Genomic DNA, 21,494 nt, shown 5'->3' with positions numbered 1-21,494 from the left:
GAGGAATTTTTCAGTCATTGTGTAAATAAATATCAAATGTTATCAGATATAACTAAGATAATTATAAAAATATCATGAAATATGCCTATTTACAAGCATAATTTTACCATTAGTCTTTTAATAGTTTATAAAATTTATTGCTTTTTTCCCATTGCCGGTTTACTAATCGGCGTATTTTGTAGTAAACTTAATTAGTCATGAATTTACTTGCAGGTGATTGAATTGTTAACAAATAAAATGTTATATATTATAAAAAAAGATTTAAATGCTTTAGAAGATGGCCTATATCAAGAAGTCCGTTCGGATGTTCCACTTATAACCGATATTGGTAAACATCTTGTTGAAGCGGGAGGAAAAAGGCTTCGCCCGGCCTTATATTTTCTGGCAGCACACAGCAGTCAAAAATATGATTTAGAACGGGTCTTACCATTGGCTGTCACCATCGAATTAATTCATATGGCTTCCTTAGTCCATGACGATGTGCTCGACAATGCTGCTACCAGAAGGGGTGCACCCACTGCCAATGCCAAATGGGGCAATAATATTTCTATATTAAGCGGTGATTTTCTTTTTGCCCGGGCATTTGCCCTGATAGCAGACAAAAATTATGACCGGCGCATACTGCTTCGCCTGGCAAAAGTTATCTGCGGTCTCAGTGAAGGTGAAATCCATCAAAATGAAAAACATTATAAACTTCGTTCAGAAACTGAGTATTATGATGCTATTACTAAAAAGACAGCTGATTTTATTGCTGCCAGCTGTGAAATTGGTGGTATTGTCGCTGAAATGGACATCACTGCAGTTCAATGTATTTATAAATATGGTTTGTACCTTGGTATGGCTTTCCAAATCACCGATGACATTCTGGATCTCACATCTAATGAAAAAAAGATTGGTAAACCCGCTGGGAATGACATTCTGCAAGGCATTATTACCCTTCCTGTGATAAGAGCTGCCTCAACAAGTCCTTATAAACAAGAATTAATAGAACTCATAACCAATAAAAATCTCACAGCTATGATGGTAAAACGGGCTGTTGAGATAACCCGGGACAGTGATGGGATCGATTATGCCCATAAGAAAGTCTATAATTATCTAAATGCAGCCAAACAGATTTTACCGACCAGCCTACCGACCAACATTGCTAAATCTTTTATAGAAATAACTGACTTTGTCAATAAACGTGATTTTTAAAGATACCTATGTTATAATACAGGTGAGTTTATGTATTTGGTAAATTATATAATTTGTGTTTATGATGCCATTACTGAAAAGGAGCGATAAAGATGTTTGGTATTGGTGTTCCAGAACTTATCATTATTTTAATAATCGGATTGGTTTTATTTGGTCCTGGCAAACTCCCTGAAGTAGGCCGGGCAGTGGGAAAAAGCATTAACGAATTAAAAAAAGCTACAGCAGGTATAACTGAAAATCCACAACAAACCCCACCAACTGTTAACAAGTCGGAAACAGCATCTGCAGCCGTTCAAAAACAGCAGCCCGGCACAACTAACCCGGAAGGGACCAAAGAAGAAACTAAAATAGTGGATAAGTAACTAAAAAAGCGTCTTTACTATAAAGACGTTTTTTGCTGTATTTTAATTATTTTTCTTGAACAACAATAATAATTATAAATTTTATTTATTAAGTCAGGAGGTTAATCATGTTTGATGTAGGGGTACCAGAACTTTTACTTATACTGGTTATTGGTTTAGTTTTTTTCGGTCCGGGAAAACTTCCTGAAGTGGGCCGGGCAATTGGGAAAAGCATTCGTGAATTCAAGTCAGCTGCCGAAGAAGAAGATAAAAATGATAAACCCAAGGTAATCGATGTAAAAGAAGAACAAAAAAAGTGACAGATATGGCAGAAAAAAATCCATTAGAATTATCACCTCCGAACAGCTCAATTTCAAGACAAAATGATATTCCTGAGGGCAACATGTCACTTATTGGGCATTTAGAAGAACTGCGTAAACGGATCATCCGCAGCCTTATCGCTATTTGTATTGGCAGCGGCATTTGTTACTATTTTATAGAAGACATTATGCACTATTTGACTTTACCGGCTGGTAAACTCTACTATATGCAACCGATGGAGGCTTTTTTCACCTATCTTAAGGTTGCTATCTTTGCCGGTTTTTTACTGGCATTGCCTGTCGTATTATACGAAATCTGGTGTTTCGTCCTGCCAGCACTGACTATTCGCGAACGCAAAGTTTTGTTATTGGTAGTACCATCTTCAGTTATTTTATTTTTCGGCGGTTTACTTTTTTCCTTTTTTTTAGTATTGCCCGCTGCTATTAAATTTTTCATTGGATTTGGTACTGACAATCTTATGCCGTTATTTTCCGTCGGCAGATATTTTGACTTTATAATTTCCTTTGTTTTACCGTTTGGTGTTGTTTTTGAACTACCTCTTATCGTTGTTATTTTAGCAAAAATAGGTTTTATAAACTCTAAGTTTTTACTAAAGAAATGGCGTATAGTAATTTTTCTCGCCTTTGTTATTGCAGCTGTAATTTCACCTACACCAGATGTTTTTACCCAATGTACCATCGCTTTACCGATGATCATTTTGTACTTTTCGAGTTATCTAATTGTCCGCTTTATATTGCGAAAATAATCTGGCATAGATTTTATCAGTCTTCTTTTTTTCTTATGAAATCATGATCTATGCTTGTTGAAAAGAGGTTATATAATGGCATTTTATGACTTACGTGAATTTATTACCGTACTGGAAGAACGTGGTCTACTAAAACGCATCCAGACACCAGTTGACTGCAAACTGGAAATAACTGAAATAACTGACCGCGTCTGCAAAATGGAAGGGAATAAGAATGTTGCTTTATTGTTCGAAAACGTAAAAGGCTATGATATGCCTGTCTTAATAAACGCTTTTGGGTCAATGGAACGCATGGCAATTGCACTTGGTGTCGATAAATTAGAAGATGTTCCCGATGAACTGCGGGAAATATTGAAACTACCTTACATCTCACTGCAAAAGAAAATGGACCTGCTCCACATTATTCCCTTGGCCCGCCGATCAATAAATTTTCCTAAATACGTAAAAAAAGCACCATGCAAGGAAGTCATTATAAAAGATAATCCTTCCCTTGACAAGTTCCCAATTTTAACCTGCTGGCCGCAAGACGGCGGTCCTTTTATAACACTGCCGCTTGTCTTTACAAAAAATCCGACAACAGGAAAAAGGAACGTCGGTATGTATCGTCTGCAAAAATATGACAGCTGCACTACCGGTATGCATTGGCATATCCATAAAAATGGCGCTGAAAACTTCCGTGAATATAAACAGCTTGGTTATAACCGTCTTGAAGTTGCAGTTGCCATCGGTACTGATCCTGTCCTCACATATGCTGCCACGGCACCGTTGCCGCGCGATGTTGATGAAATGGTTTTTGCCGGGTTTTTACGTAAAAAATCTGTTGAAATGATAAAATGTGAAACTGTCGATGTCGAAGTTCCGGCATCTAGTGAAATTGTTCTGGAAGGTTATGTAAATATCGATGAATTTCGCCGTGAAGGTCCGTTTGGTGATCATACCGGTTACTATTCTCTTGCCGATGATTATCCTGTCTTTCATATCACTTGTATCACCCATCGTAAAAGTCCCATATACTCTACTACTATCGTTGGCAAACCCCCTATGGAAGATTGTTTTTTAGCAAAAGCTACGGAAAGGATCTTTTTACCGTTGATGCAACAGTTAATGCCGGAAATAGTTGATATTAATTGTCCTTTAGAGGGTGTATTCCACAATTGCATGATGATTTCTATCAAAAAAACCTATCCGCAACAGGCAAAAAAAGTAATGCAGGCAATCTGGGGCATGGGACAGGCTATGTTTACCAAGATGATCATTATTGTCGATGCCCATGTCAATGTACAAGATACCAAAGAAGTATGGTGGCGTGTCTATAATAATATTGATGCCAAGCAAGATTTTGTAATGGTCGACGGTCCGCTTGATGTTCTTGATCATTCTTCGCCGATGCCAAAATGGGGCACCAAAATCGGCATTGATGCCACAAAGACATGGCCGGAAGAAGGTCATACCCGCGAATGGCCAGATGAAATAACAATGACTAAAACAATAAAAGAAGCAGTGGACCAAAAATGGAAGGATCTTGGTCTTGAATAAAATAACCGCGCATCTCAGTAATATTGCCCTTTATCATACTATCTTTGCTCTGCCATTTGCTTATATGGGTGCTTTTCTTGCTGCTGACGGTCTGCCGTCACTGCATGACTTTATTTTTATAACTTTATCTATGATCGGTGCCAGAAGTTCTGCTATGGTTCTGGACAATCTGATTGACCTCAAATATGATTCCTTGCAGCCGCGTTTATCCAAAAGGCCAATGGTTACGGGTGCAGTAAAGCCGCGTGAAGTCAAATTCATCTTGCTGTTAAGTCTGCTGTTATTCTTTTTTTCTGCTTCTCAGCTTGCACCGGTATGTATTTATTTAGTTCCCTTGGCTGTATTCGTCCTAGTTATTTATCCTTATACTAAAAGATTTACCTTTTTATGCCACTTTGTTTTAGGAAGTGCCTTAGCAATGGCCCCCATCGGCAGCTACATAGCAATAACCAACACATTAAACCTAACAATTGTTATTTTAGGACTTGGTGTATGTCTTTGGATTGGTGGGTTCGATGCTATTTACGGCAGTCAGGATGAAATTTTTGACAAAACCCACCATCTGCATTCACTGGCTACAGAATTTACAGCCAAAAAAGTATTTCCCATTATAGCAGGTGTACATTTTATCAGCATTTTATGTTTTATTTTTGTTGGTCTGTCATATCAATTACCGCTTATTTATTATGCAGGCGTAACAATTGCCATTATTACACTTATATATCAACACTCCATCGTTTCATCAACTGATTACAGCAGACTCACACAAACTTATTTCATGCGCAATGGCATTGTTTCCATTGTCATATTTATATTTACTGTCATCAGTATTCTGTTCAAATAATACATAGGGGGCTCAATATGTCTGCCGTCATTCTATCAGGAAAAACATATGCTCAAGAACTCAAAAATCAAGCCAAAATCAATTTAACAGAACTGATCAGGCAAACCGGTGTAACACCCGGTCTTGCTGTGATAATTGTCGGTGCTGATCCGGCTTCACAGGTTTATGTCCGCAACAAGCATCGGACCTGCAGGGAAATGGGCATAAACTCCCAAGTGATAAGCCTGCCGGAAAATACTGGCAAGAGTGCTCTTATTACTGCCATAAAAAAACTTAATGAGGATGTTTCCGTACACGGTATACTATTGCAACTGCCCTTACCTAAGACACTGCAACCATACGAAAGTGAAATTCTTTACAACATAAATCCGTCAAAAGACGTCGATGGTTTTCATCCCGTTAATGTGGGCAAATTATCTATAGGCGAAAAATGCATGGTTCCTTGTACACCGCTTGGCTGCATAAAAATGCTGGAATCAGCCGGTATTCCTATCGACGGGAAAAATGCCGTAATAATCGGTCGAAGTAATATTGTTGGTAAACCCATGGCTAATCTATTGCTTGCTAAAAATGCCACTGTCACTATATGCCATTCACATACCCAAAATTTAAAAGACATCACGCGTACCGCCGATATATTGATTGCTGCCGTCGGACGTCCTGCTTTCGTCACTGCCGACATGATAAAACCTGGTGCTGCCATTATCGATGTAGGAATAAATCGCATTGCTCCTAAAAAACTAGTAGGTGATGTTGATTTTACCGCGGTTAAAGAAAAAGCAGCCTTTATAACACCGGTTCCCGGTGGTGTGGGCTTACTGACAATTGCCACACTAATGCAAAATACAATTGAAGCTGCCAGACAGCAGCTACTTTAAACTTTCCTTACCATCCACAATAAATTATACAATTATTATTACTGGAGGTCATAAATAATGAAAAGTGATGTAGAAATCGCACAAGAAGCTACACTATCACACATAAGTGAAATTGCTACCCAGCTTGATCTCACTGAAGATGATCTGGAATTATACGGCAAATACAAGGCCAAAATTTCTATTGATGCTTGGAACAGGATAAAAAATAATGAAAATGGCAAACTAATTTTAGTCACAGCCATTAATCCAACACCAGCTGGTGAGGGCAAAACAACTACAAGTATAGGTTTGGCCGACGCACTTCACCAACTCGGCAAAAAAACAGCTCTTGCTCTGCGTGAACCGTCACTTGGACCATGTTTTGGCATAAAGGGTGGCGCTGCCGGTGGCGGATATGCCCAAGTAGTTCCCATGGAGGACATCAATCTCCATTTCACCGGTGATTTTCATGCGCTGACCTCAGCCCATAACTTACTTGCTGCCGTCATCGACAATCATCTCCAGCAGGGTAATGAACTTGATATCGATGTTCGTCGTATCACGTGGCGCCGCGTTGTTGATTTAAATGATCGGGCACTACGTAATATCATCTGCGGTCTTGGTGGTAAAGCCCATGGCGTACCACGTGAAACTGGTTTTGACATTACTGTAGCTTCTGAATTAATGGCCATTTTATGTCTATCTGACGATCTTCAGGATGCAAAAAAACGTATTGGACGTATAGTTGTTGCTTATAGCCGCAGCGGTAAGCCGATTCATCCCGATGATTTAAAAGTTACCGGTGCACTTACCTTATTACTAAAAGATGCCATCAAACCTAATCTGGTACAATCTCTGGAAAAGACACCAGCTTTTATCCACGGTGGTCCCTTTGCCAATATTGCGCACGGCTGCAACAGTGTTCTTGCCACTAAACACGCTTTGAAATTAGCTGACTATGTCGTAACTGAAGCCGGTTTCGGTGCCGATCTGGGTGCAGAAAAATTTCTTAATATTAAATGCCGCTTTGCTGGATTAAAACCTGACGCCGTGGTGATAGTTGCAACTATACGTGCTTTAAAAATGCACGGCGGCCTAGCAAAAAAAGACCTGGCTGTCCCGGATCTTGAAGCTCTGCATAGGGGAATAGGAAATCTTGCCAAACATATTGAAAATATACGGGGTTTTGGTTTAACACCAATTATTGCCATAAATAAATTTCCAACTGATACTGAAGCTGAAATAGCTTTGCTGGAAAAAGAATGTCAAAAACTCGATGTCGAATTTTCGTTGTCGACCGTTTTTACTGATGGTGGTAAAGGTGCAACAGATTTAGCTGAAAAAGTTGTTATTGCAGCTGCCAAACCATCCCAATTAATATTTACTTATACAGATGAAATGTCAATAAAAGAAAAAATTGAAGCTATAGCCAGGAAAATCTATGGTGCCGATGGAGTTAACTATAGTCCTGCCGCTGAAAAATCCATTATTCAATTGGAAAAGTTGGGTTTTTCTAAAATGCCTGTATGCATGGCTAAAACGCAGTATTCACTCAGCGATGATATGACAAAATTGGGGCGTCCAACTAATTTTAAAATAACTGTACGGGAATTGCGTCTTGCCGCTGGAGCTGGTTTTATTGTAGCCTTGGCCGGTAATATTTTGACTATGCCCGGTCTGCCAAAAAAACCAGCTGCTGAAAATATGGACATAGATGCCAATGGAAAAATAACCGGACTTTTTTAATTCCTTGGCATAAAAAATAATCCGCACGATTAAAAAATCGTGCGGATTATTTTTTATACAGTGAATTACTTTATCCTAAGCAACTATACGCAATGCCTTAACCGTTATATCAACCTTTTGAACCAGCATGCCAGTCATATATTCAACAGCAGTCTTGACTTTTTGCTGCAATTCCCGCAATAAAGTCGGAATATGCCGTCCATAAAACAAAACCACTTTAAAAGAGATACTGATTCCCTGATCTTCACCTTCACGATAAATGTGATCAATATGAACACCAAACAATTTATCGATAGCAGATTTTTCCGAAGCTATTTGCGAAATAATCGATAATATTGCCGCATCATCAATAACTAGATGCCCATAATAACTGAACATCGGACGGACAATTGATTTTTCCCCCAGCCTGCGGCGTTTAGTGCGTGATTTCTTAAAAAAAGACTGTATAGGATCAATGAGATAACCAGAAAAATGCGGCTTAAGCTCAATCGTCGGGACGGGGATGATATGCTTGCCTTCTTTAAGACGACAGTCTTGCGCTTTTTGTATCTCCGCCCGCGTGGCTATATCTGCAATATTAATAATCTTTTCTATAGCAGGCAGACCTAATATTTTGCAAATTTTATAAGCCATATTTTCTGATGTAGCCAGTACCAGTATACGGTGTGGATGATTTTCAGCTATGGCAGCCTTCACTTCATCGGCATGTCCCGGCAAAATGAATATAGCCCTGCGGACAGCCATAATCTTGCTTGCTTCCCGCTTTGCTGAATGTCCGGCTATTATTTTGCCGTCTTTAATTAGAATACCATCATCAATTATGGCATCTGCTTTATTTTTACGTGCAACCATTAAGGCACGATGACTTTTTCCTGTGCCACTTGGTCCTATTAAAGCAATCACATCCATCTGTCCGTCGCCCCTTAACCAGCCAATATCAACCTATAGACTTACTGTCTTAATTTTATAAACTATTATATACTGATCACGATCATTTATCAATAATGATTACTATAACGGCAAAATCAATTGCTTATCGCGGTTCTACAATAAGCTTTATAGCTGTTCTTTCCTCCCCATCAATATTTATATCTGTAAATGCCGGTATACATATGAGATCAACGCCATGCGGTGCAACAAATCCTCTTGCAATGGCAATTGACTTCACCGCCTGGTTTATTGCTCCAGCACCGATTGCCTGCATTTCTGCGCTTCTTGTTTCACGCAGAACCCCCGCTAACGCTCCGGCTACTGAATTAGGATTGGATTTTGCTGATACTTTTAATACTTCCATTATTAGCACGCCCCTTACTATGATAACTTAAACGATGTAATATAGTAGAATATTCGTGAAAAAATATATATTCCCTCTATTTATGTTAAATAGCATCCTGTAAAATCAGCATGCTATGTATTTTTTAAGATAATACACATTATTACTCTAATAATGTGTATTATCCTCAATATGGTTCATTTATCAATACCCGTTCAATATAAACCGCCTTATTAGTCTTGTCATCTATCTGAACCTGCAGTGCACTAAACACTGCTGCCCCGTCCGCTGTCTCAAACCGTACCGGACGACAATACTTGAATCGCTCAATTACCTTTTCTTTCTCCATCCCCAGTACAGAAACTCTTGGCCCAACCATGCCCAGATCCGTAATATAAGCCGTTCCCTGCGGTAAAATCTGTTCATCGGCCGTCTGCACATGTGTATGTGTACCGACAAGACATGTAATACGTCCGTCAAGATACCACCCCATGGCAATTTTTTCTGATGTAGTTTCTGCATGAAAATCTAAGATTATTATATCACATTCGTGAGATATTCTTTTTAATATTTGATCAATTTTTTGAAAAGGACAATCCATCGGCGGCATAAACGAACGCCCCGATAAATTAATTACACCAATATTCTTAGCTTTCAACGGATATATACAATATCCCCTTCCCGGAGCCGGATCAGGATAATTCGCCGGGCGAATTAAAAATGCCTCCTGATCAATAAAATTAACAATCTCTTTCTTATCCCAGATATGATTTCCTGAAGTTATGACATCAGCACCGGCCCGATACATTTCATCAAGAGTACTGCGTGTTATCCCTCTGCCGCCGGCAGAATTTTCTCCATTGACTATCGCAATATCAATATTTCTTTCCCGTTTCAAGTTTGGCAGATATCTTAACAATGCCGTGCGCCCGGTACGTCCACAAATATCACCCACTAATAATATATTCATAAATTCTCCATTTCCTGCATTTTTTTGTGCCCAGACAACCTGATAACAGACATTTAAAATCAAAGAACGGATATGCTTCGCTATCCTGCCATAAACATATCCGTTTCCGAGAAAATTAATTTACTTATTAAATACCAAGACCCGGCCTTCTTCCCAAAGCCCGATAATATGTTCACTTACATGATTTATTTTTACATTTCCCAACATATGATCGATTAATTCTTCCTGAATACCCTCATTATCCTGATCGGTATTCCCCACACCGCTTTCCTTAATTATAGCATCCCCGAAATGTTCATTCATCAGCGTACTTATAAGCTTGATTTCACTTTGTGATACCGTATCCATATCACGCACTATATGCAAAAACAAAGTATTCTCATATACATCTTCGCTTATTGTCACCTTGGCATTTTTTATTTCTTCAAGATAATGATACGCAGAAATACTATTTTCCAAAAGTTCCTTAAACTTATTAAATTCCTCGGACAACACAATTTTATCCAACGTATATGTGATCTTCAATAAATCTGTCTCCGGATCAAAACTGATCGTGCCAATTTCAGGATACCGCAAAAGTATCGATGCCAATAAGTTGACTCCATCCATATTAACAGCCTTATCCTGTTTAAATTCCTGCATATTATTCACCACCTTCAAGACTATAGGTCATTTATATTATAGCAAGGCCGCATGATACAAGCAATAAAAGAATCAAAAAACAGGCATGGCAAATAAAAAAATTTGCACAATGCCTGTAATTTACATCGTTATTATTTAGCGTAGTCAACTACACGAGTTTCCCGAATGACCGTTACCTTTATCTGTCCAGGATATTCAAGTTCATTTTCAACCTTTTTAACGATATCATGCGCCAATCCAACAGACGCCACATCATCTATCTTGTCAGGTTTTACCATTATCCTTATTTCGCGGCCGGCCTGAATTGCAAAAGATCGTTCAACCCCTTCAAACGATTCTGCAATTTCTTCCAGACGAGTCAAACGTTTAAGATAAGATTCCAAGCTTTCCCTGCGTGCTCCCGGACGGGCTGCTGAAATTGCATCAGCTGCAGCCACTAGAACGGCTTCCACAGTTCTCGGTTCTTCATCGCCATGATGCGCAGCAATAGCATTTACAATATTGGCTGATTCGCGATATTTACGTGCCAAATCAGCACCTATCGTCACATGTGAACCTTCTACTTCATGATCAACAGCCTTACCAATATCGTGCAGTAAAGCCGCACGCTTAGCCAGCTGTACATCAACGCCCAACTCAGCTGCCATAACACCTGCCAAATGAGCGACTTCCACAGAATGATTCAATACATTCTGTCCATAACTAGTACGATATCTCAATCTACCTAATAAACGAATAAGTTCAGGATGAAGTCCATGCACCCCGCTGTCAAAGGATGCTTGTTCGCCAGCTTCCTTAATACGCTGGTCAACTTCTTTTTTAGCTTTTTCAACCATTTCTTCAATACGCGCCGGATGAATGCGCCCATCAGTTATAAGCTTTTCCAGAGCAGTACGGGCAATTTCTCTTCTTACCGGATCAAATCCCGACAAGATAACTGCTTCCGGCGTATCATCAATAATAAGATCTATGCCGGTCAATGTTTCCAATGCCCTTATATTCCGTCCTTCACGACCGATAATGCGACCTTTCATTTCATCATTAGGCAGCGCCACTACCGAAACAGTAGTTTCTGCTACTTGATCGGCTGCACACCGCTGGATAGCCTGAGCGATTATGCTTTGTGCCTTCTTTTCGCCCTCATCCTTAGCCTGCTGTTCATATTCTTTTATCATTAGTGCTTTATCGTGCTTTATTGCCATTTCAGCATCTGCCAAGAGTATCGTTTTGGCTTCTTCCATCGTCAGACTTGAAATACGTTCGAGTTCACTCAACTGCTTTGCGTGCATAACATTAACCGATTCACGCACTTTATCAATCTCACTTTCCTTACGGGAAAGTACAGTTTCTTTCTTTTCCAGTCCATCTACTTTACGATCAAGATTTTCTTCTTTTTGCATTAAACGCCGTTCCTGACGCTGTAGTTCATTGCGTCTTTCCCGCGTTTCCCGCTCAATTTCCTGTCTCAAACGATGTATTTCTTCTTTAGTTTCAAGAATACTTTCTTTTTTTCTTGTTTCAATTTCTTTTTGTGCTGAATCAACAATACGCTTTGCTTCCGTTTCTGCCGAACCAATAGCCTCTTCAGCCTTCTTCTTACGCGTTGCATACCCGCCAGCAAATCCCAAGATAACAGCAACAAGAGCCGCTATAATTATCTCGATTATAGCCCTCATCCTCCTTTCTTTTTAGTTTGTATTCCCAAAGATTTTCTCCACATTCATCCGATTTATAAAGGCGGCCGCTTATGCTTCCACCTTTACACCGTTGAATATTTTCCAATTAATCTTCAATTATTGTCACCCGGGAAATACAATATTCAATTAATTTTTACAAGTATCGCAAATATTACTTGACAGTGATCTGCAAACCGTTTCAGGAAAGCCTCTGCCCTATACCAATAGTTTTTACTACACACTTTTTATAGATAACCTGCATTTCTACTGACAATAGTATCACACAGAGCGCCAAACCCTGCTATATCGGTGAGCCATGCTAGCATCACATATTGTTTATTTTAAAGGTTTTTAAAGATAGTGTCAAGAAGTAACAAATACGGTAAATATTAACAAAAATACCGACGCAAAGCGGCTTTCTATTGCTATAAAACTCACTAATATGATACAATCAATAAATAACAAACACTTATTTTCAAAAAGCTATTATAAATAACGATTTAAAATAGATCTGAGGGTAAAATCATGATTGATGACAACGCTACAAAAATAACAATAGATGATATAAAAGATGCCGTCAGAGAATATCAGCCTAATTCCGATATTGATCTGATCCAAAAGGCTTATGACCTCGCGTACGCTGCGCACTTTGATCAAAAGCGCGCTTCAGGTGAGCATTATATCATTCATCCGCTTCATGTAGCGGCAATCCTGACCCAAATGCATATTGATGAAGTGACAATTGCAGCTGCCCTCTTGCATGATGTGGTAGAAGATACCACATTCACACTTGATGAAATGAAAAAAAAGTTTGGTGAAGAAGTCGCCCTACTAATTGATGGCGTAACCAAACTGAACAAAATTCATTTCAAATCCAAAGAAATGCAGCAATCAGAAAATTATCGCAAAATGTTCCTTGCCATGGCTAAGGATATACGCGTTATTATGATAAAACTTGCCGACAGGCTCCACAACATGCGTACCTTAAAATATATGCCCGAAGAAAAGCAAAAACGCATCGCCAAAGAAACATTGGAAATCTATGCGCCGCTTGCCAATCGACTGGGCATTTCTAATATAAAATGGGAGCTTGAAGACCTATGTTTCCGGTATCTGTATCCGGAAGAATATTATGATTTAGTAGAAAAAGTCAAACAAAAACGACAGGAACGACAAAAATTTATCGACGATTCCGTGCAGGAAATGGTCACTGAAATAAAAAAAACCGGTATAAAAGCAGAAATTCAAGGCCGAGCCAAACACTTCTACAGTATCTGGCGCAAAATGAAACGTGATAATAAAGATATAAGCGAAATATACGATCTGTCAGCTGTCCGCGTACTGGTAAATACCGTACAGGAATGTTATACGATCTTAGGAATAATTCATAATATCTGGAAACCTATTCCCGGCAGATTTAAAGATTACATCGCCATGCCAAAAAGCAACGGTTATCAGTCACTGCACACCACTGTCATTGCTGCCAACGGCTATCCGCTTGAGATCCAGATTCGTACTTTTCAGATGCACCAAGTGTCGGAATATGGGATTGCTGCACACTGGAAATATAAAGAATCAGGAAAAAGCATCAATGCCAATAATGCTTACGATCAAAAACTTTCCTGGTTGCGTCAGCTTATCTCTTTGCAGACAGAGCTCAGTGATCCCGATGAATATGTTGAAGCTCTTAAAGTCGATATTTTTTCAGATGAGGTTTTTGTTTTTACGCCGCGCGGTGATGTAATTGGCCTGCCAAAAGGCTCCAATCCCATTGATTTCGCCTATCGTATTCATACTGATATCGGTAATCATTGTGTTGGCGCCAAGATCAACGGAAAAATTGTCCCGCTTGAATACAAACTAAAAAATGGTGATATCGTTTCCGTTATAACAAATAACCAAAACAACGGTCCCAGTCCCGATTGGCTCAATATTGTTGCTTCTTCAGAAACTCGCACCAAAATCCGTCAATGGTTTAAACGGCAAAAACGTGAAGAAAACATTGCTTCTGGCCTGGCACTTATTGAAAAGGGTATCAAACATCTTGGCTATGATCCCCGGGAACTGCTTAAAGACGATCGACTGGCTGTTGTTGCCCGTGACATGAATATTCAACAGAACGCTAATGATTTACTGGCTTCTCTCGGTTATGGCGGTATAACTGTAAATGGCGTCATCTCTCGTTTAATTGAACTATACAAAAAAGATTTAAAAGAAATAACACCTCCTGATGTATCGCAAATGCTCGAACAAATAAAACCGCATGGTGAAAAGAAAAAGGGCAGCCATGGCATATTAATTGAAGGTGAAAGCGGTTTTCTCGTTCACTTGGCACGTTGCTGCAATCCAATCCCCGGTGACCCGATAATCGGTTATATAACCAGAGGTCGCGGCGTATCAGTGCATCGTGCCGATTGCCCCAATATCATAAAAGATGAAAATGATTTGTCACGTGTAGTCGATGTCAGCTGGGATATCGGTCTTGACAAAACCTACACCGTCACTATTGATATAACCTGTAATGATTCACCGGGTGTATTGACATCATTAATGGCAATACCTTCTGAATCCAAAATTAATATTCATTCAATGACTGCCCGACCTAATAAGAAAAATAAAACTTCAACTATATCCATGAGTCTTGAAATACGCAGTATCGCCCAGGCCGAAACTATAATGAGCAAAATACGACGCAATAAAAATGTATTTCGCGTCGCCCGGGCATTAAATAAACCAAAAGGCACAGAAGGTGATTGATTACTATGGAAGTAAAAGTTCTTACCAACGGCGACTTCGACGAAAACTGTTACCTGGCAATTGACACCTCTACTAAAGAGGCTGTCGTCATCGATCCGGGCTCACATCCCCAACTTATCTTAAACTGGATAAAGGCTGCTGACTGCACCATAAAATATGTGCTTAATACACATGGTCACAGTGACCATATTGGTGCCAACACTGCCGTATGTGATAAATTCTCCATTAAGCTTGGAATCCATCCTCTCGACGCACCAATGCTGACCGATGCCAAGCTAAACCTTTCAACTTACTGGGGTTCACCTGTCATATCAAAAAAAGCTGATTTTTTTCTTAATGAAAATGATATAATACACATAGGTAAAAGCTACTTAAAAGTCATTCATACACCGGGACATACTCCAGGCGGTATCTGCCTGATAAACGACCAAATAATTTTCTCCGGTGATTCACTATTTGCTGAATCAATAGGTCGCTCTGACTTCCCCGGAGGTTCCATGAAGGCATTGGTCAGCAGCCTTGAGAGAAATATATTACCTCTCAGCACCGACAATATTGTTTATCCCGGTCATGGTCCGACCACCACTATCGGTCATGAAAAAACGTACAACCCCTATTTTTCTTGAGATGATACCATGGAAATATTGACAATTAACGACTATCCCGCCGCCAAAGCAGCAATAGCAGCTGTTGACTGTACCGATGCCGGTATTGCAATAATGGCGGAAAAGGCAATTTTTCGTGTAATCAAACTGACCGACGTTGACACCAAAGCTGCCAATATTTTAAAACAAACTATGCTCAGTAAAGGTGGTGACGCTGCTATATCCCGACATTGTGCTGATCTTAGCCAGCCTGTTACCGATGTCATTTTAATGGCTACAGTAAAACAATATCGCGCTGTTATCCCGGTTTTACTGCAGCAGCCCTGGGGATTACGCCAGACAGCCCATGAACTTAAACAAATACTAAAACTATGACTTGCTGATAGCGTTTTATACATGTTGGCCTTATTACTGACCATTAAAATACATTTTAATGAAAAGAGGCATACTTCCTTGAAAAAAAGATTTACCTATGAAACACCAATAGGCAATATATACATAACTGAGGAAAAATCTGCTATCACAGAAATCAGTTTTCGTAAGCCGCTTTCTGCTGCCACAAAAATGGAATCACTCCTATTACGGGAAGCATTTACACAAATTTCCGAATATCTCAGTGGCAAAAGAGATAAATTTATCTTGCCGTTAAACCCTTCCGGTACCGCATTCCAAAAAAAAGTTTGGAATGCATTATTGGATATTCCTTACGGACAAACCCGTTCTTATAAGGAAATAGCTGAAGCCATCGGTAATTCCAAAGCTACTCGGGCAGTCGGCATGGCTAATAATAAAAATCCCATAGTTATCTGCATTCCTTGCCATCGAGTCATCGCCTCTGATGGTAAACTTTGCGGCTATGCCGGAGGAGTAAAAACGAAAAAATTTCTTTTGCAACTAGAACATGACAATATACAGATAAATAAATAAATTTGCATTTACCTGTTAAATATCATACTGTATGCAACCTCAACTGAACAACACAAATATAATTTATTGAAGAAGGTAAATCAATGAAATATAAAGCAGTAATATTCGACTTGGACGGTACGCTAGTCAATTCCCTGAATGATTTAGGTGACAGTGTAAATACGGTCCTTAAAAAATACGGCTATCCGGAACACCCAATTGAAAGCTATCGCATGATGGTTGGCAACGGCATAAAAAAATTAATTGAACGGGCTTTGCCACTTAATACACCGACTAATATCGCTGATGAAGCTCTGGAAAAGTTCAAAAAAATTTATGCCATACATCAGCTTGATAAAACAGTGCCTTACAATGGAATCGGAGAAATGCTTGAAAAGCTCCGGCAAAAACATATCCCATTGGCTGTCTGCACCAATAAACATGATGATGCTGCAAAAAAAATCATTTATCATTTATTTGGACAAACTACTTTTACCTATATCATTGGTGATCTGCCTGGTTTTAAACGCAAGCCTGACCCTAAAAAAGTCCTGCTAATAGCTGAAAAAATGCATCTAAATCCGGGAGAAATAATATATATGGGCGACTCTTCCGTAGACATGCAGACAGCAGTCAACGCTGATATGTTACCGGTAGGAGTTTTATGGGGTTTCCGTTCCAAGGAAGAACTGCTGGAAAACGGTGCCCGTTTATTACTTAAATCACCGGCCGAATTGACTGATAAAATTACCTTTATCAATGACTAATAATACTACCACAATGGAGTTATTAAAATGAAAACAACCTTGCCAATAAAAATCGGCAACACCTATACAATGACTATCACAGGCATCGGCAGTAACGGCGAAGGCGTTGGACGCATCAATAATTTTACGGTATTTGTTCCTTATGCCCTGCCTGGCGAACAACTGGATGTAACTATCCAAACCAGCAAAAAGAACTATGCTATCGGCAAAATAATCCGCATTATAACAACCAGCCCGCAGCGAATAGCGCCACGCTGCGGGCTTTATTATGAATGCGGTGGCTGCCAGCTGCAGCACCTGTCCTATGATGCCCAGTTAAAAATAAAACAACAGCAAGTAAAAGATGCTGTAGAAAGAATTGGCAAACAAAAAAATTTACTAATTCACCCAACATTAGGTGCAAAACAGCCTTGGAATTATCGCAATAAAATGCAGTTTCCCATTGGTATGGACAAAAAGCGCGTCATTCTTGGCTGTTTTTCCCAAGGCAGCCACAACATCGTCGACACCCGTGACTGCTATATTCAAAAAGAAACCAATAACAATATTGCCAACGCTATACGCGATGCTGTACAAAAGCTTGGCATCAGCATCTATGATGAAGACAAACATATCGGTACTTTACGACACATTGTTGGCCGTGTAAGTGAAACTGGTGACTGTATGGTCATCCTAGTCACAGCAACTAAAGATTTGCATCACAGTAAGGAATTGGTGAAACTGTTGCGTCAACGTCTGCCCAAATTGGCCAGCGTACAGCAAAATATCCAGACATATCGCAATAACGTTATCATGGGGCGGGAAACACATCTATTATGGGGTAAACCTTCTATAAAAGATTCATTAGGAACACTGACTTTCCATATATCTCCTCGCTCATTTTTTCAAGTCAATACCAGTCAAGCTGCTGTTTTATACCAAAAGGCTTTAGAATATGCTAATCTGACCGGCCATGAGACAGTAATTGATGCTTATTGCGGCACGGGAACAATAACTTTATTTTTAGCACAAAAAGCCCGCAAAGTTTACGGTATAGAAATTGTCAAACCAGCTATCCTCGATGCGCAAAAAAATGCCCGTGACAATCATGTTAAAAATGCTGAATTTATCGTCGGTGATGCAACTATTGTTATGCCGCAGCTTTATAAACAAGGTGTATATCCTGATGTAGTGGTTGTTGATCCGCCGCGTGCCGGCTGTACACCCACTGTACTGAAAACATTTGCTAATATGCATCCTAAACGCATCGTTTACGTTTCCTGCAATCCCGCATCGCTTGCCCGCGATATTGCCATATTGGCTGACCTCGGTTACAAAACTGAACAAATCCAGCCCGTAGATATGTTCCCGCAGACATGTCATGTGGAGTGCGTAGCGTTGATGTCAAGGGTTCAGAAGTAATGTGTGAAAAGGGCTTGAAATAAGGGGATTTCCGAGGGTTGGAGGTTAAACTTCAGCTCTCGAATTTTTGGTTGTAATCGAGGAACTAAACATATCCACGGCTAAAATGCCGTAGGGTCGAGTTGACAGCTTGAAAACGGGTAGGTTGTGGAGATAGGATTGTTAAGATGTGATGGCAAGTTGACGGAATGATTGTAAATTGATTTTTCACTAGAGTATATGTGTGGTTTGAAGAAAAATAGGCTATTCATCATAGATAAAATGAAATTGATGTTGATTAGCCACAAGGAGTGAAAATGGAAAAGAAAGTAAACTATATTCCGGCTGTACGTTCTAGAATTGAAAAGAAGGTTGGAATATATTGCAGGGTTAGTACAAATGACATGCAACAATTGAATAGTCTTACTGCTCAGATTTCCGGACTTACTAGGCTTGTGGCTACAGTGGATACTTGGAGATTAGTTGATGTCTATATTGATATTGCATCCAGTAAGTCCAAATCTCTAAGAAAAGATTTTGCTCGTATGGTTGAAGATAGCAAGCAAAAGAAAATTAATATAGTGATAACCAAAAGTCTTAGTCGGTTTGGCAGGGATACTGTTGATACACTCGAGGCTTTGAAGATACTAGGAGAATCCGATGTTCGTGTTATTTTTGAACAAGAAAATCTGGATTCCACTGAAACCGACAACCAGCTGATGATTTCCATCGTGGAGGCATTGGCACAAGCAGAAAACGAGAGTAGAAGCGAAAACATCAAATGGGGTATTAAGAAGAAGGTCGAATACGGAACTTCAAAATTAGCTGATAGAAAATGTTACGGATATGATAGCGATGAGAACGGAAAATTAATTGTTAATGAGGAACAGGCAACTATTGTTCAGAAGATATTCAACTTGTATCTTGGTGGCAAAAGCGTAACAGGCATCTTGAAAGAACTAGAAAATCTAGGTATCAAATCACCAACCGGCAAGGATAAGTGGAACAAACGAACTGTTGAGTTGACGCTAACCAAACGAAAGTATATCGGAGAAGCGGAGCTTTTGAAATCTGATGAGAATAGTACATATTATTTAATCAGTGATAATAACCCGGCAATCATCTCTAAGGAAGTTTTTGAGGCAGTGCAAAAAAGAAAAACTCAGAGAAGCAATGTCACGGTAGATGAAGAGGGGACAAAGCACCGCAGCGCAAATAAGTATAGCTCAAAGAAAAAGTAGTCGGATAATTATCTTCATCTTTGTATAATAAATGACTTGCTATTATGTGCCTCACGAGTGATATATAGTACTACCAAAAGAAGAAAGGTAGGAATTATGTATGATGTACTTAAAGCTAAATGCTGATTATAAGCAGGGGGAACTTGTTCCATTATTGGATGATGCGATTTATGTGTATTGTGATGTTTGCAAAAGTTTACATAGAATTGAAGATGTGAGTCATGCTGCATTTGGATCTTGTTCTTTTGAACAGCTTAATGCCTGTGAGAAATGTAGTGAAGAACTTCAAAAAGAAGATGAAAAGAAACAAATCGCAGAGGCTTTGGGTTGGTATCCTAAGGTTACACTAATGATGAATGATAGACTAGCCACAATAGATGAAATGATTTCTTACATACAGCATAAGGGCAAAAATAGCCTAGTCGAAAATGATAGTGGTGAGTAGATAGAATTAATGTAAAACATACATAAAATCAAGGTTTTACAGTGCTTGTAGATATATTTGGAAATAGCCTAAGTTTCTCACGTCGAGTGTATCGCGTTGCTACGGCGAAAAATATCCGAAAATCCTTGATTTTCCGTACTTCCAGCCACATTTTCGCTTTAAGAAAAATAAGGATGGAGAGCTCAAAAAAGTGATTGAAGAATTCATAAAAGTGGAAGTACGGTTACATCTGGTGTGAGTGGATACGTTAATTTTTATTAGAAGCAAGTGGATTTACCATTCTACAATAGCATAGATTTTAAGTCTTAGACGTTTGATATTTGATAATATTGAACGTCTATTTTTTATCCATTTTTAGAATAGAGGAGGAAGAGAAAATGTTGAAACAAGGCATGATTGAACGATTTAAAAAGGCTGCTCCAATCATCAGTGAACTTGTCGATGATTTGGAATGGATTCAAGACGAGTTTGATCCAGAAAAGGCAACAGAAGAGGAGCGAACCTATGTAAAGCATTTACTGAGTTTGGGCAGCAATTGCTTCGATGAAAGTGATTGGCGTTTAAAGCGGATGTTTGCAGCCGTAGGCCAGAAAGGGCGCTTAATCCGTAATTCAGCTGGAAGATTTGAAATGGAAGGCACAGATATTGAATTCACGTGTGGTAGTTGTTGTGAGGTTTATGCGCCGTACTTCTCAGATGAAGAAGAATGGATGACCTGGATGCCAACGTCTATCGAATATGGTGAAGATTATTATTTTAAGGCACGTCCAGATATGAAACTAGAAGGCGCTTTGGTAAGAATCAAGGGAAGATAAAAATTTAGGTATGAAAAAAGCGCTATCAGTTGGCAGCTGATAGCGCTTAACGTGAAAATTTGTTATAGACAAATCTCGTTCTCTAAGATTTATTATAGCAGATTTTCGCTTGATTTGTATAGAAAAATTAAGCGAGAGGATTTGAAAATTTATGAAAACATTTTCGTTCATTAACAAAAAAGGCGGCGTTGGCAAAACAACAATTACCGTTAATCTGGCGTATGCCATAGCAGAAAGCTGTGATTTAAAAGTACTGGTTATAGATAATGACGATCAAGGCAATGATTCGCAGTTCTTTGATGCAGAGCCGGAAAAATCATTGGCAGATATCCTGTTAGGCAAAGCGGATATTCAGGAAGTTATCCAGCCTACGCGCTATTCGAACATTGACTGAAATAGTCAAGAAAAGCGC

23 protein-coding genes are annotated in these 21,494 nt (G+C 39.3%); 18 read left to right on the top strand and 5 right to left on the bottom strand.

The window, feature by feature from the left end:
* Positions 1 to 222: 222 nt before the first annotated feature.
* From I6751_RS13085 to I6751_RS13050, 8 genes are all read left to right on the top strand, one after another.
* Positions 223 to 1,194, top strand: coding sequence for a polyprenyl synthetase family protein (locus I6751_RS13085; protein ID WP_330998607.1), 972 nt, complete (start codon positions 223 to 225; stop codon positions 1,192 to 1,194).
* A gap of 92 nt (positions 1,195 to 1,286) precedes the next feature.
* Positions 1,287 to 1,556: a twin-arginine translocase TatA/TatE family subunit gene (gene tatA, locus I6751_RS13080; protein WP_196590082.1), complete on the top strand. Its 270-nt coding sequence runs from the start codon at positions 1,287 to 1,289 to the stop codon at positions 1,554 to 1,556.
* Positions 1,557 to 1,663: 107 nt separating this feature from the next.
* Entirely contained in the window at positions 1,664 to 1,855 is a 192-nt protein-coding gene (gene tatA, locus I6751_RS13075; protein WP_196590081.1) for a twin-arginine translocase TatA/TatE family subunit, read from the top strand.
* 5 nt (positions 1,856 to 1,860) lie between these two features.
* The gene (tatC, locus tag I6751_RS13070; RefSeq protein WP_196590102.1) at positions 1,861 to 2,622 is read left to right on the top strand and encodes a twin-arginine translocase subunit TatC; all 762 of its coding nucleotides are present in this window, start codon (positions 1,861 to 1,863) and stop codon (positions 2,620 to 2,622) included.
* A 75-nt stretch (positions 2,623 to 2,697) separates the two neighbouring features.
* The gene (locus I6751_RS13065) at positions 2,698 to 4,158 is read left to right on the top strand and encodes a menaquinone biosynthesis decarboxylase (RefSeq protein WP_196590080.1); all 1,461 of its coding nucleotides are present in this window, start codon (positions 2,698 to 2,700) and stop codon (positions 4,156 to 4,158) included.
* Positions 4,151 to 5,002 carry a UbiA-like polyprenyltransferase gene (locus I6751_RS13060; RefSeq protein ID WP_182186562.1) on the top strand — a complete coding sequence of 284 codons (852 nt, stop codon included), beginning with the start codon at positions 4,151 to 4,153 and terminating at the stop codon, positions 5,000 to 5,002. Before I6751_RS13065 ends, I6751_RS13060 begins: the two co-directional genes overlap by 8 nt.
* Before the next feature lie 17 nt (positions 5,003 to 5,019).
* A complete protein-coding gene (gene folD, locus I6751_RS13055; protein WP_182186563.1) occupies positions 5,020 to 5,880 on the top strand; it encodes a bifunctional methylenetetrahydrofolate dehydrogenase/methenyltetrahydrofolate cyclohydrolase FolD in 861 nt (286 codons plus the stop codon).
* Positions 5,881 to 5,937: 57 nt separating this feature from the next.
* Positions 5,938 to 7,605, top strand: a complete 1,668-nt coding sequence (locus I6751_RS13050; RefSeq protein WP_196590079.1) for a formate--tetrahydrofolate ligase — start codon at positions 5,938 to 5,940, stop codon at positions 7,603 to 7,605.
* A gap of 75 nt (positions 7,606 to 7,680) precedes the next feature.
* Here the strand turns inward: I6751_RS13050 and I6751_RS13045 are convergent, their stop codons facing one another.
* From I6751_RS13045 to rny, 5 genes are all read right to left on the bottom strand, one after another.
* The gene (locus I6751_RS13045; RefSeq protein WP_196590078.1) at positions 7,681 to 8,514 is read right to left on the bottom strand and encodes an Asp23/Gls24 family envelope stress response protein; all 834 of its coding nucleotides are present in this window, start codon (positions 8,512 to 8,514) and stop codon (positions 7,681 to 7,683) included.
* 124 nt (positions 8,515 to 8,638) lie between these two features.
* On the bottom strand, positions 8,639 to 8,899 hold the full coding sequence (locus tag I6751_RS13040; RefSeq protein ID WP_182186569.1) for a stage V sporulation protein S: 261 nt from the start codon (positions 8,897 to 8,899) through the stop codon (positions 8,639 to 8,641).
* Between the two features lie 166 nt (positions 8,900 to 9,065).
* Positions 9,066 to 9,848 carry a TIGR00282 family metallophosphoesterase gene (locus tag I6751_RS13035; protein ID WP_196590077.1) on the bottom strand — a complete coding sequence of 261 codons (783 nt, stop codon included), beginning with the start codon at positions 9,846 to 9,848 and terminating at the stop codon, positions 9,066 to 9,068.
* Positions 9,849 to 9,968: 120 nt separating this feature from the next.
* The gene (locus I6751_RS13030) at positions 9,969 to 10,490 is read right to left on the bottom strand and encodes a hypothetical protein (RefSeq protein ID WP_182186573.1); all 522 of its coding nucleotides are present in this window, start codon (positions 10,488 to 10,490) and stop codon (positions 9,969 to 9,971) included.
* A gap of 131 nt (positions 10,491 to 10,621) precedes the next feature.
* Complete coding sequence (rny, locus tag I6751_RS13025; RefSeq protein WP_196590076.1) at positions 10,622 to 12,166, bottom strand: ribonuclease Y; 1,545 nt, start codon at positions 12,164 to 12,166, stop codon at positions 10,622 to 10,624.
* Between the two features lie 525 nt (positions 12,167 to 12,691).
* Between rny and I6751_RS13020 the strand changes: the two genes are divergently transcribed.
* The 10 genes from I6751_RS13020 (at position 12,692) to I6751_RS12975 (ending at position 21,476) form a co-directional block, all read left to right on the top strand.
* Positions 12,692 to 14,923 (top strand): RelA/SpoT family protein, encoded by a 2,232-nt coding sequence (locus I6751_RS13020; RefSeq protein ID WP_196590075.1) that lies wholly within the window; start codon positions 12,692 to 12,694, stop codon positions 14,921 to 14,923.
* 5 nt (positions 14,924 to 14,928) lie between these two features.
* Positions 14,929 to 15,549, top strand: coding sequence for an MBL fold metallo-hydrolase (locus I6751_RS13015; RefSeq protein ID WP_196590074.1), 621 nt, complete (start codon positions 14,929 to 14,931; stop codon positions 15,547 to 15,549).
* Between the two features lie 9 nt (positions 15,550 to 15,558).
* Positions 15,559 to 15,903: a dihydropteroate synthase gene (locus tag I6751_RS13010; protein WP_182186580.1), complete on the top strand. Its 345-nt coding sequence runs from the start codon at positions 15,559 to 15,561 to the stop codon at positions 15,901 to 15,903.
* A 78-nt stretch (positions 15,904 to 15,981) separates the two neighbouring features.
* Positions 15,982 to 16,455 carry a methylated-DNA--[protein]-cysteine S-methyltransferase gene (locus I6751_RS13005; protein WP_182186582.1) on the top strand — a complete coding sequence of 158 codons (474 nt, stop codon included), beginning with the start codon at positions 15,982 to 15,984 and terminating at the stop codon, positions 16,453 to 16,455.
* Positions 16,456 to 16,538: 83 nt separating this feature from the next.
* Entirely contained in the window at positions 16,539 to 17,201 is a 663-nt protein-coding gene (locus tag I6751_RS13000; RefSeq protein ID WP_196599125.1) for an HAD family hydrolase, read from the top strand.
* 27 nt (positions 17,202 to 17,228) lie between these two features.
* The gene (gene rlmD, locus I6751_RS12995) at positions 17,229 to 18,602 is read left to right on the top strand and encodes a 23S rRNA (uracil(1939)-C(5))-methyltransferase RlmD (RefSeq protein WP_196590071.1); all 1,374 of its coding nucleotides are present in this window, start codon (positions 17,229 to 17,231) and stop codon (positions 18,600 to 18,602) included.
* Between the two features lie 296 nt (positions 18,603 to 18,898).
* Positions 18,899 to 19,822 (top strand): recombinase family protein, encoded by a 924-nt coding sequence (locus I6751_RS12990; protein ID WP_196590070.1) that lies wholly within the window; start codon positions 18,899 to 18,901, stop codon positions 19,820 to 19,822.
* A 100-nt stretch (positions 19,823 to 19,922) separates the two neighbouring features.
* Positions 19,923 to 20,267 carry a hypothetical protein gene (locus I6751_RS12985; protein ID WP_196590069.1) on the top strand — a complete coding sequence of 115 codons (345 nt, stop codon included), beginning with the start codon at positions 19,923 to 19,925 and terminating at the stop codon, positions 20,265 to 20,267.
* Positions 20,268 to 20,644: 377 nt separating this feature from the next.
* A complete protein-coding gene (locus I6751_RS12980; protein WP_196590068.1) occupies positions 20,645 to 21,082 on the top strand; it encodes a DUF5348 domain-containing protein in 438 nt (145 codons plus the stop codon).
* Positions 21,083 to 21,233: 151 nt separating this feature from the next.
* Entirely contained in the window at positions 21,234 to 21,476 is a 243-nt protein-coding gene (locus I6751_RS12975) for a ParA family protein (protein WP_231037756.1), read from the top strand.
* Positions 21,477 to 21,494 lie beyond the last annotated feature (18 nt).

Source organism: Pectinatus frisingensis, from assembly GCF_015732285.1.
GTDB classification, from domain to species: domain Bacteria; phylum Bacillota; class Negativicutes; order Selenomonadales; family Selenomonadaceae; genus Pectinatus; species Pectinatus frisingensis.
The sequence above is the reverse complement of the archived record's forward strand: the minus strand, read 5'-3'. Positions and strand labels throughout refer to the sequence as shown.

Bases quoted from the DNA above. Each gene is read 5' to 3' on its own strand.
- I6751_RS13040 (WP_182186569.1), bottom strand. From the start codon at position 8,899: ATGGAAGTATTAAAAGTATCAGCAAAATCCAATCCTAATTCAGTAGCC.
- I6751_RS13045 (WP_196590078.1), bottom strand. From the start codon at position 8,514: ATGGATGTGATTGCTTTAATAGGACCAAGTGGCACAGGAAAAAGTCAT.
- I6751_RS13035 (WP_196590077.1), bottom strand. From the start codon at position 9,848: ATGAATATATTATTAGTGGGTGATATTTGTGGACGTACCGGGCGCACG.
- I6751_RS13050 (WP_196590079.1), top strand. From the start codon at position 5,938: ATGAAAAGTGATGTAGAAATCGCACAAGAAGCTACACTATCACACATA.
- I6751_RS13030 (WP_182186573.1), bottom strand. From the start codon at position 10,490: ATGCAGGAATTTAAACAGGATAAGGCTGTTAATATGGATGGAGTCAAC.
- I6751_RS13015 (WP_196590074.1), top strand. From the start codon at position 14,929: ATGGAAGTAAAAGTTCTTACCAACGGCGACTTCGACGAAAACTGTTAC.
- rny (WP_196590076.1), bottom strand. From the start codon at position 12,166: ATGAGGGCTATAATCGAGATAATTATAGCGGCTCTTGTTGCTGTTATC.
- tatC (WP_196590102.1), top strand. From the start codon at position 1,861: ATGGCAGAAAAAAATCCATTAGAATTATCACCTCCGAACAGCTCAATT.
- I6751_RS12975 (WP_231037756.1), top strand. From the start codon at position 21,234: ATGAAAACATTTTCGTTCATTAACAAAAAAGGCGGCGTTGGCAAAACA.
- I6751_RS12990 (WP_196590070.1), top strand. From the start codon at position 18,899: ATGGAAAAGAAAGTAAACTATATTCCGGCTGTACGTTCTAGAATTGAA.
- I6751_RS13000 (WP_196599125.1), top strand. From the start codon at position 16,539: ATGAAATATAAAGCAGTAATATTCGACTTGGACGGTACGCTAGTCAAT.
- I6751_RS13065 (WP_196590080.1), top strand. From the start codon at position 2,698: ATGGCATTTTATGACTTACGTGAATTTATTACCGTACTGGAAGAACGT.
- tatA (WP_196590082.1), top strand. From the start codon at position 1,287: ATGTTTGGTATTGGTGTTCCAGAACTTATCATTATTTTAATAATCGGA.
- I6751_RS13020 (WP_196590075.1), top strand. From the start codon at position 12,692: ATGATTGATGACAACGCTACAAAAATAACAATAGATGATATAAAAGAT.
- folD (WP_182186563.1), top strand. From the start codon at position 5,020: ATGTCTGCCGTCATTCTATCAGGAAAAACATATGCTCAAGAACTCAAA.
- rlmD (WP_196590071.1), top strand. From the start codon at position 17,229: ATGAAAACAACCTTGCCAATAAAAATCGGCAACACCTATACAATGACT.
- tatA (WP_196590081.1), top strand. From the start codon at position 1,664: ATGTTTGATGTAGGGGTACCAGAACTTTTACTTATACTGGTTATTGGT.
- I6751_RS12985 (WP_196590069.1), top strand. From the start codon at position 19,923: ATGATGTACTTAAAGCTAAATGCTGATTATAAGCAGGGGGAACTTGTT.
- I6751_RS13010 (WP_182186580.1), top strand. From the start codon at position 15,559: ATGGAAATATTGACAATTAACGACTATCCCGCCGCCAAAGCAGCAATA.
- I6751_RS12980 (WP_196590068.1), top strand. From the start codon at position 20,645: ATGTTGAAACAAGGCATGATTGAACGATTTAAAAAGGCTGCTCCAATC.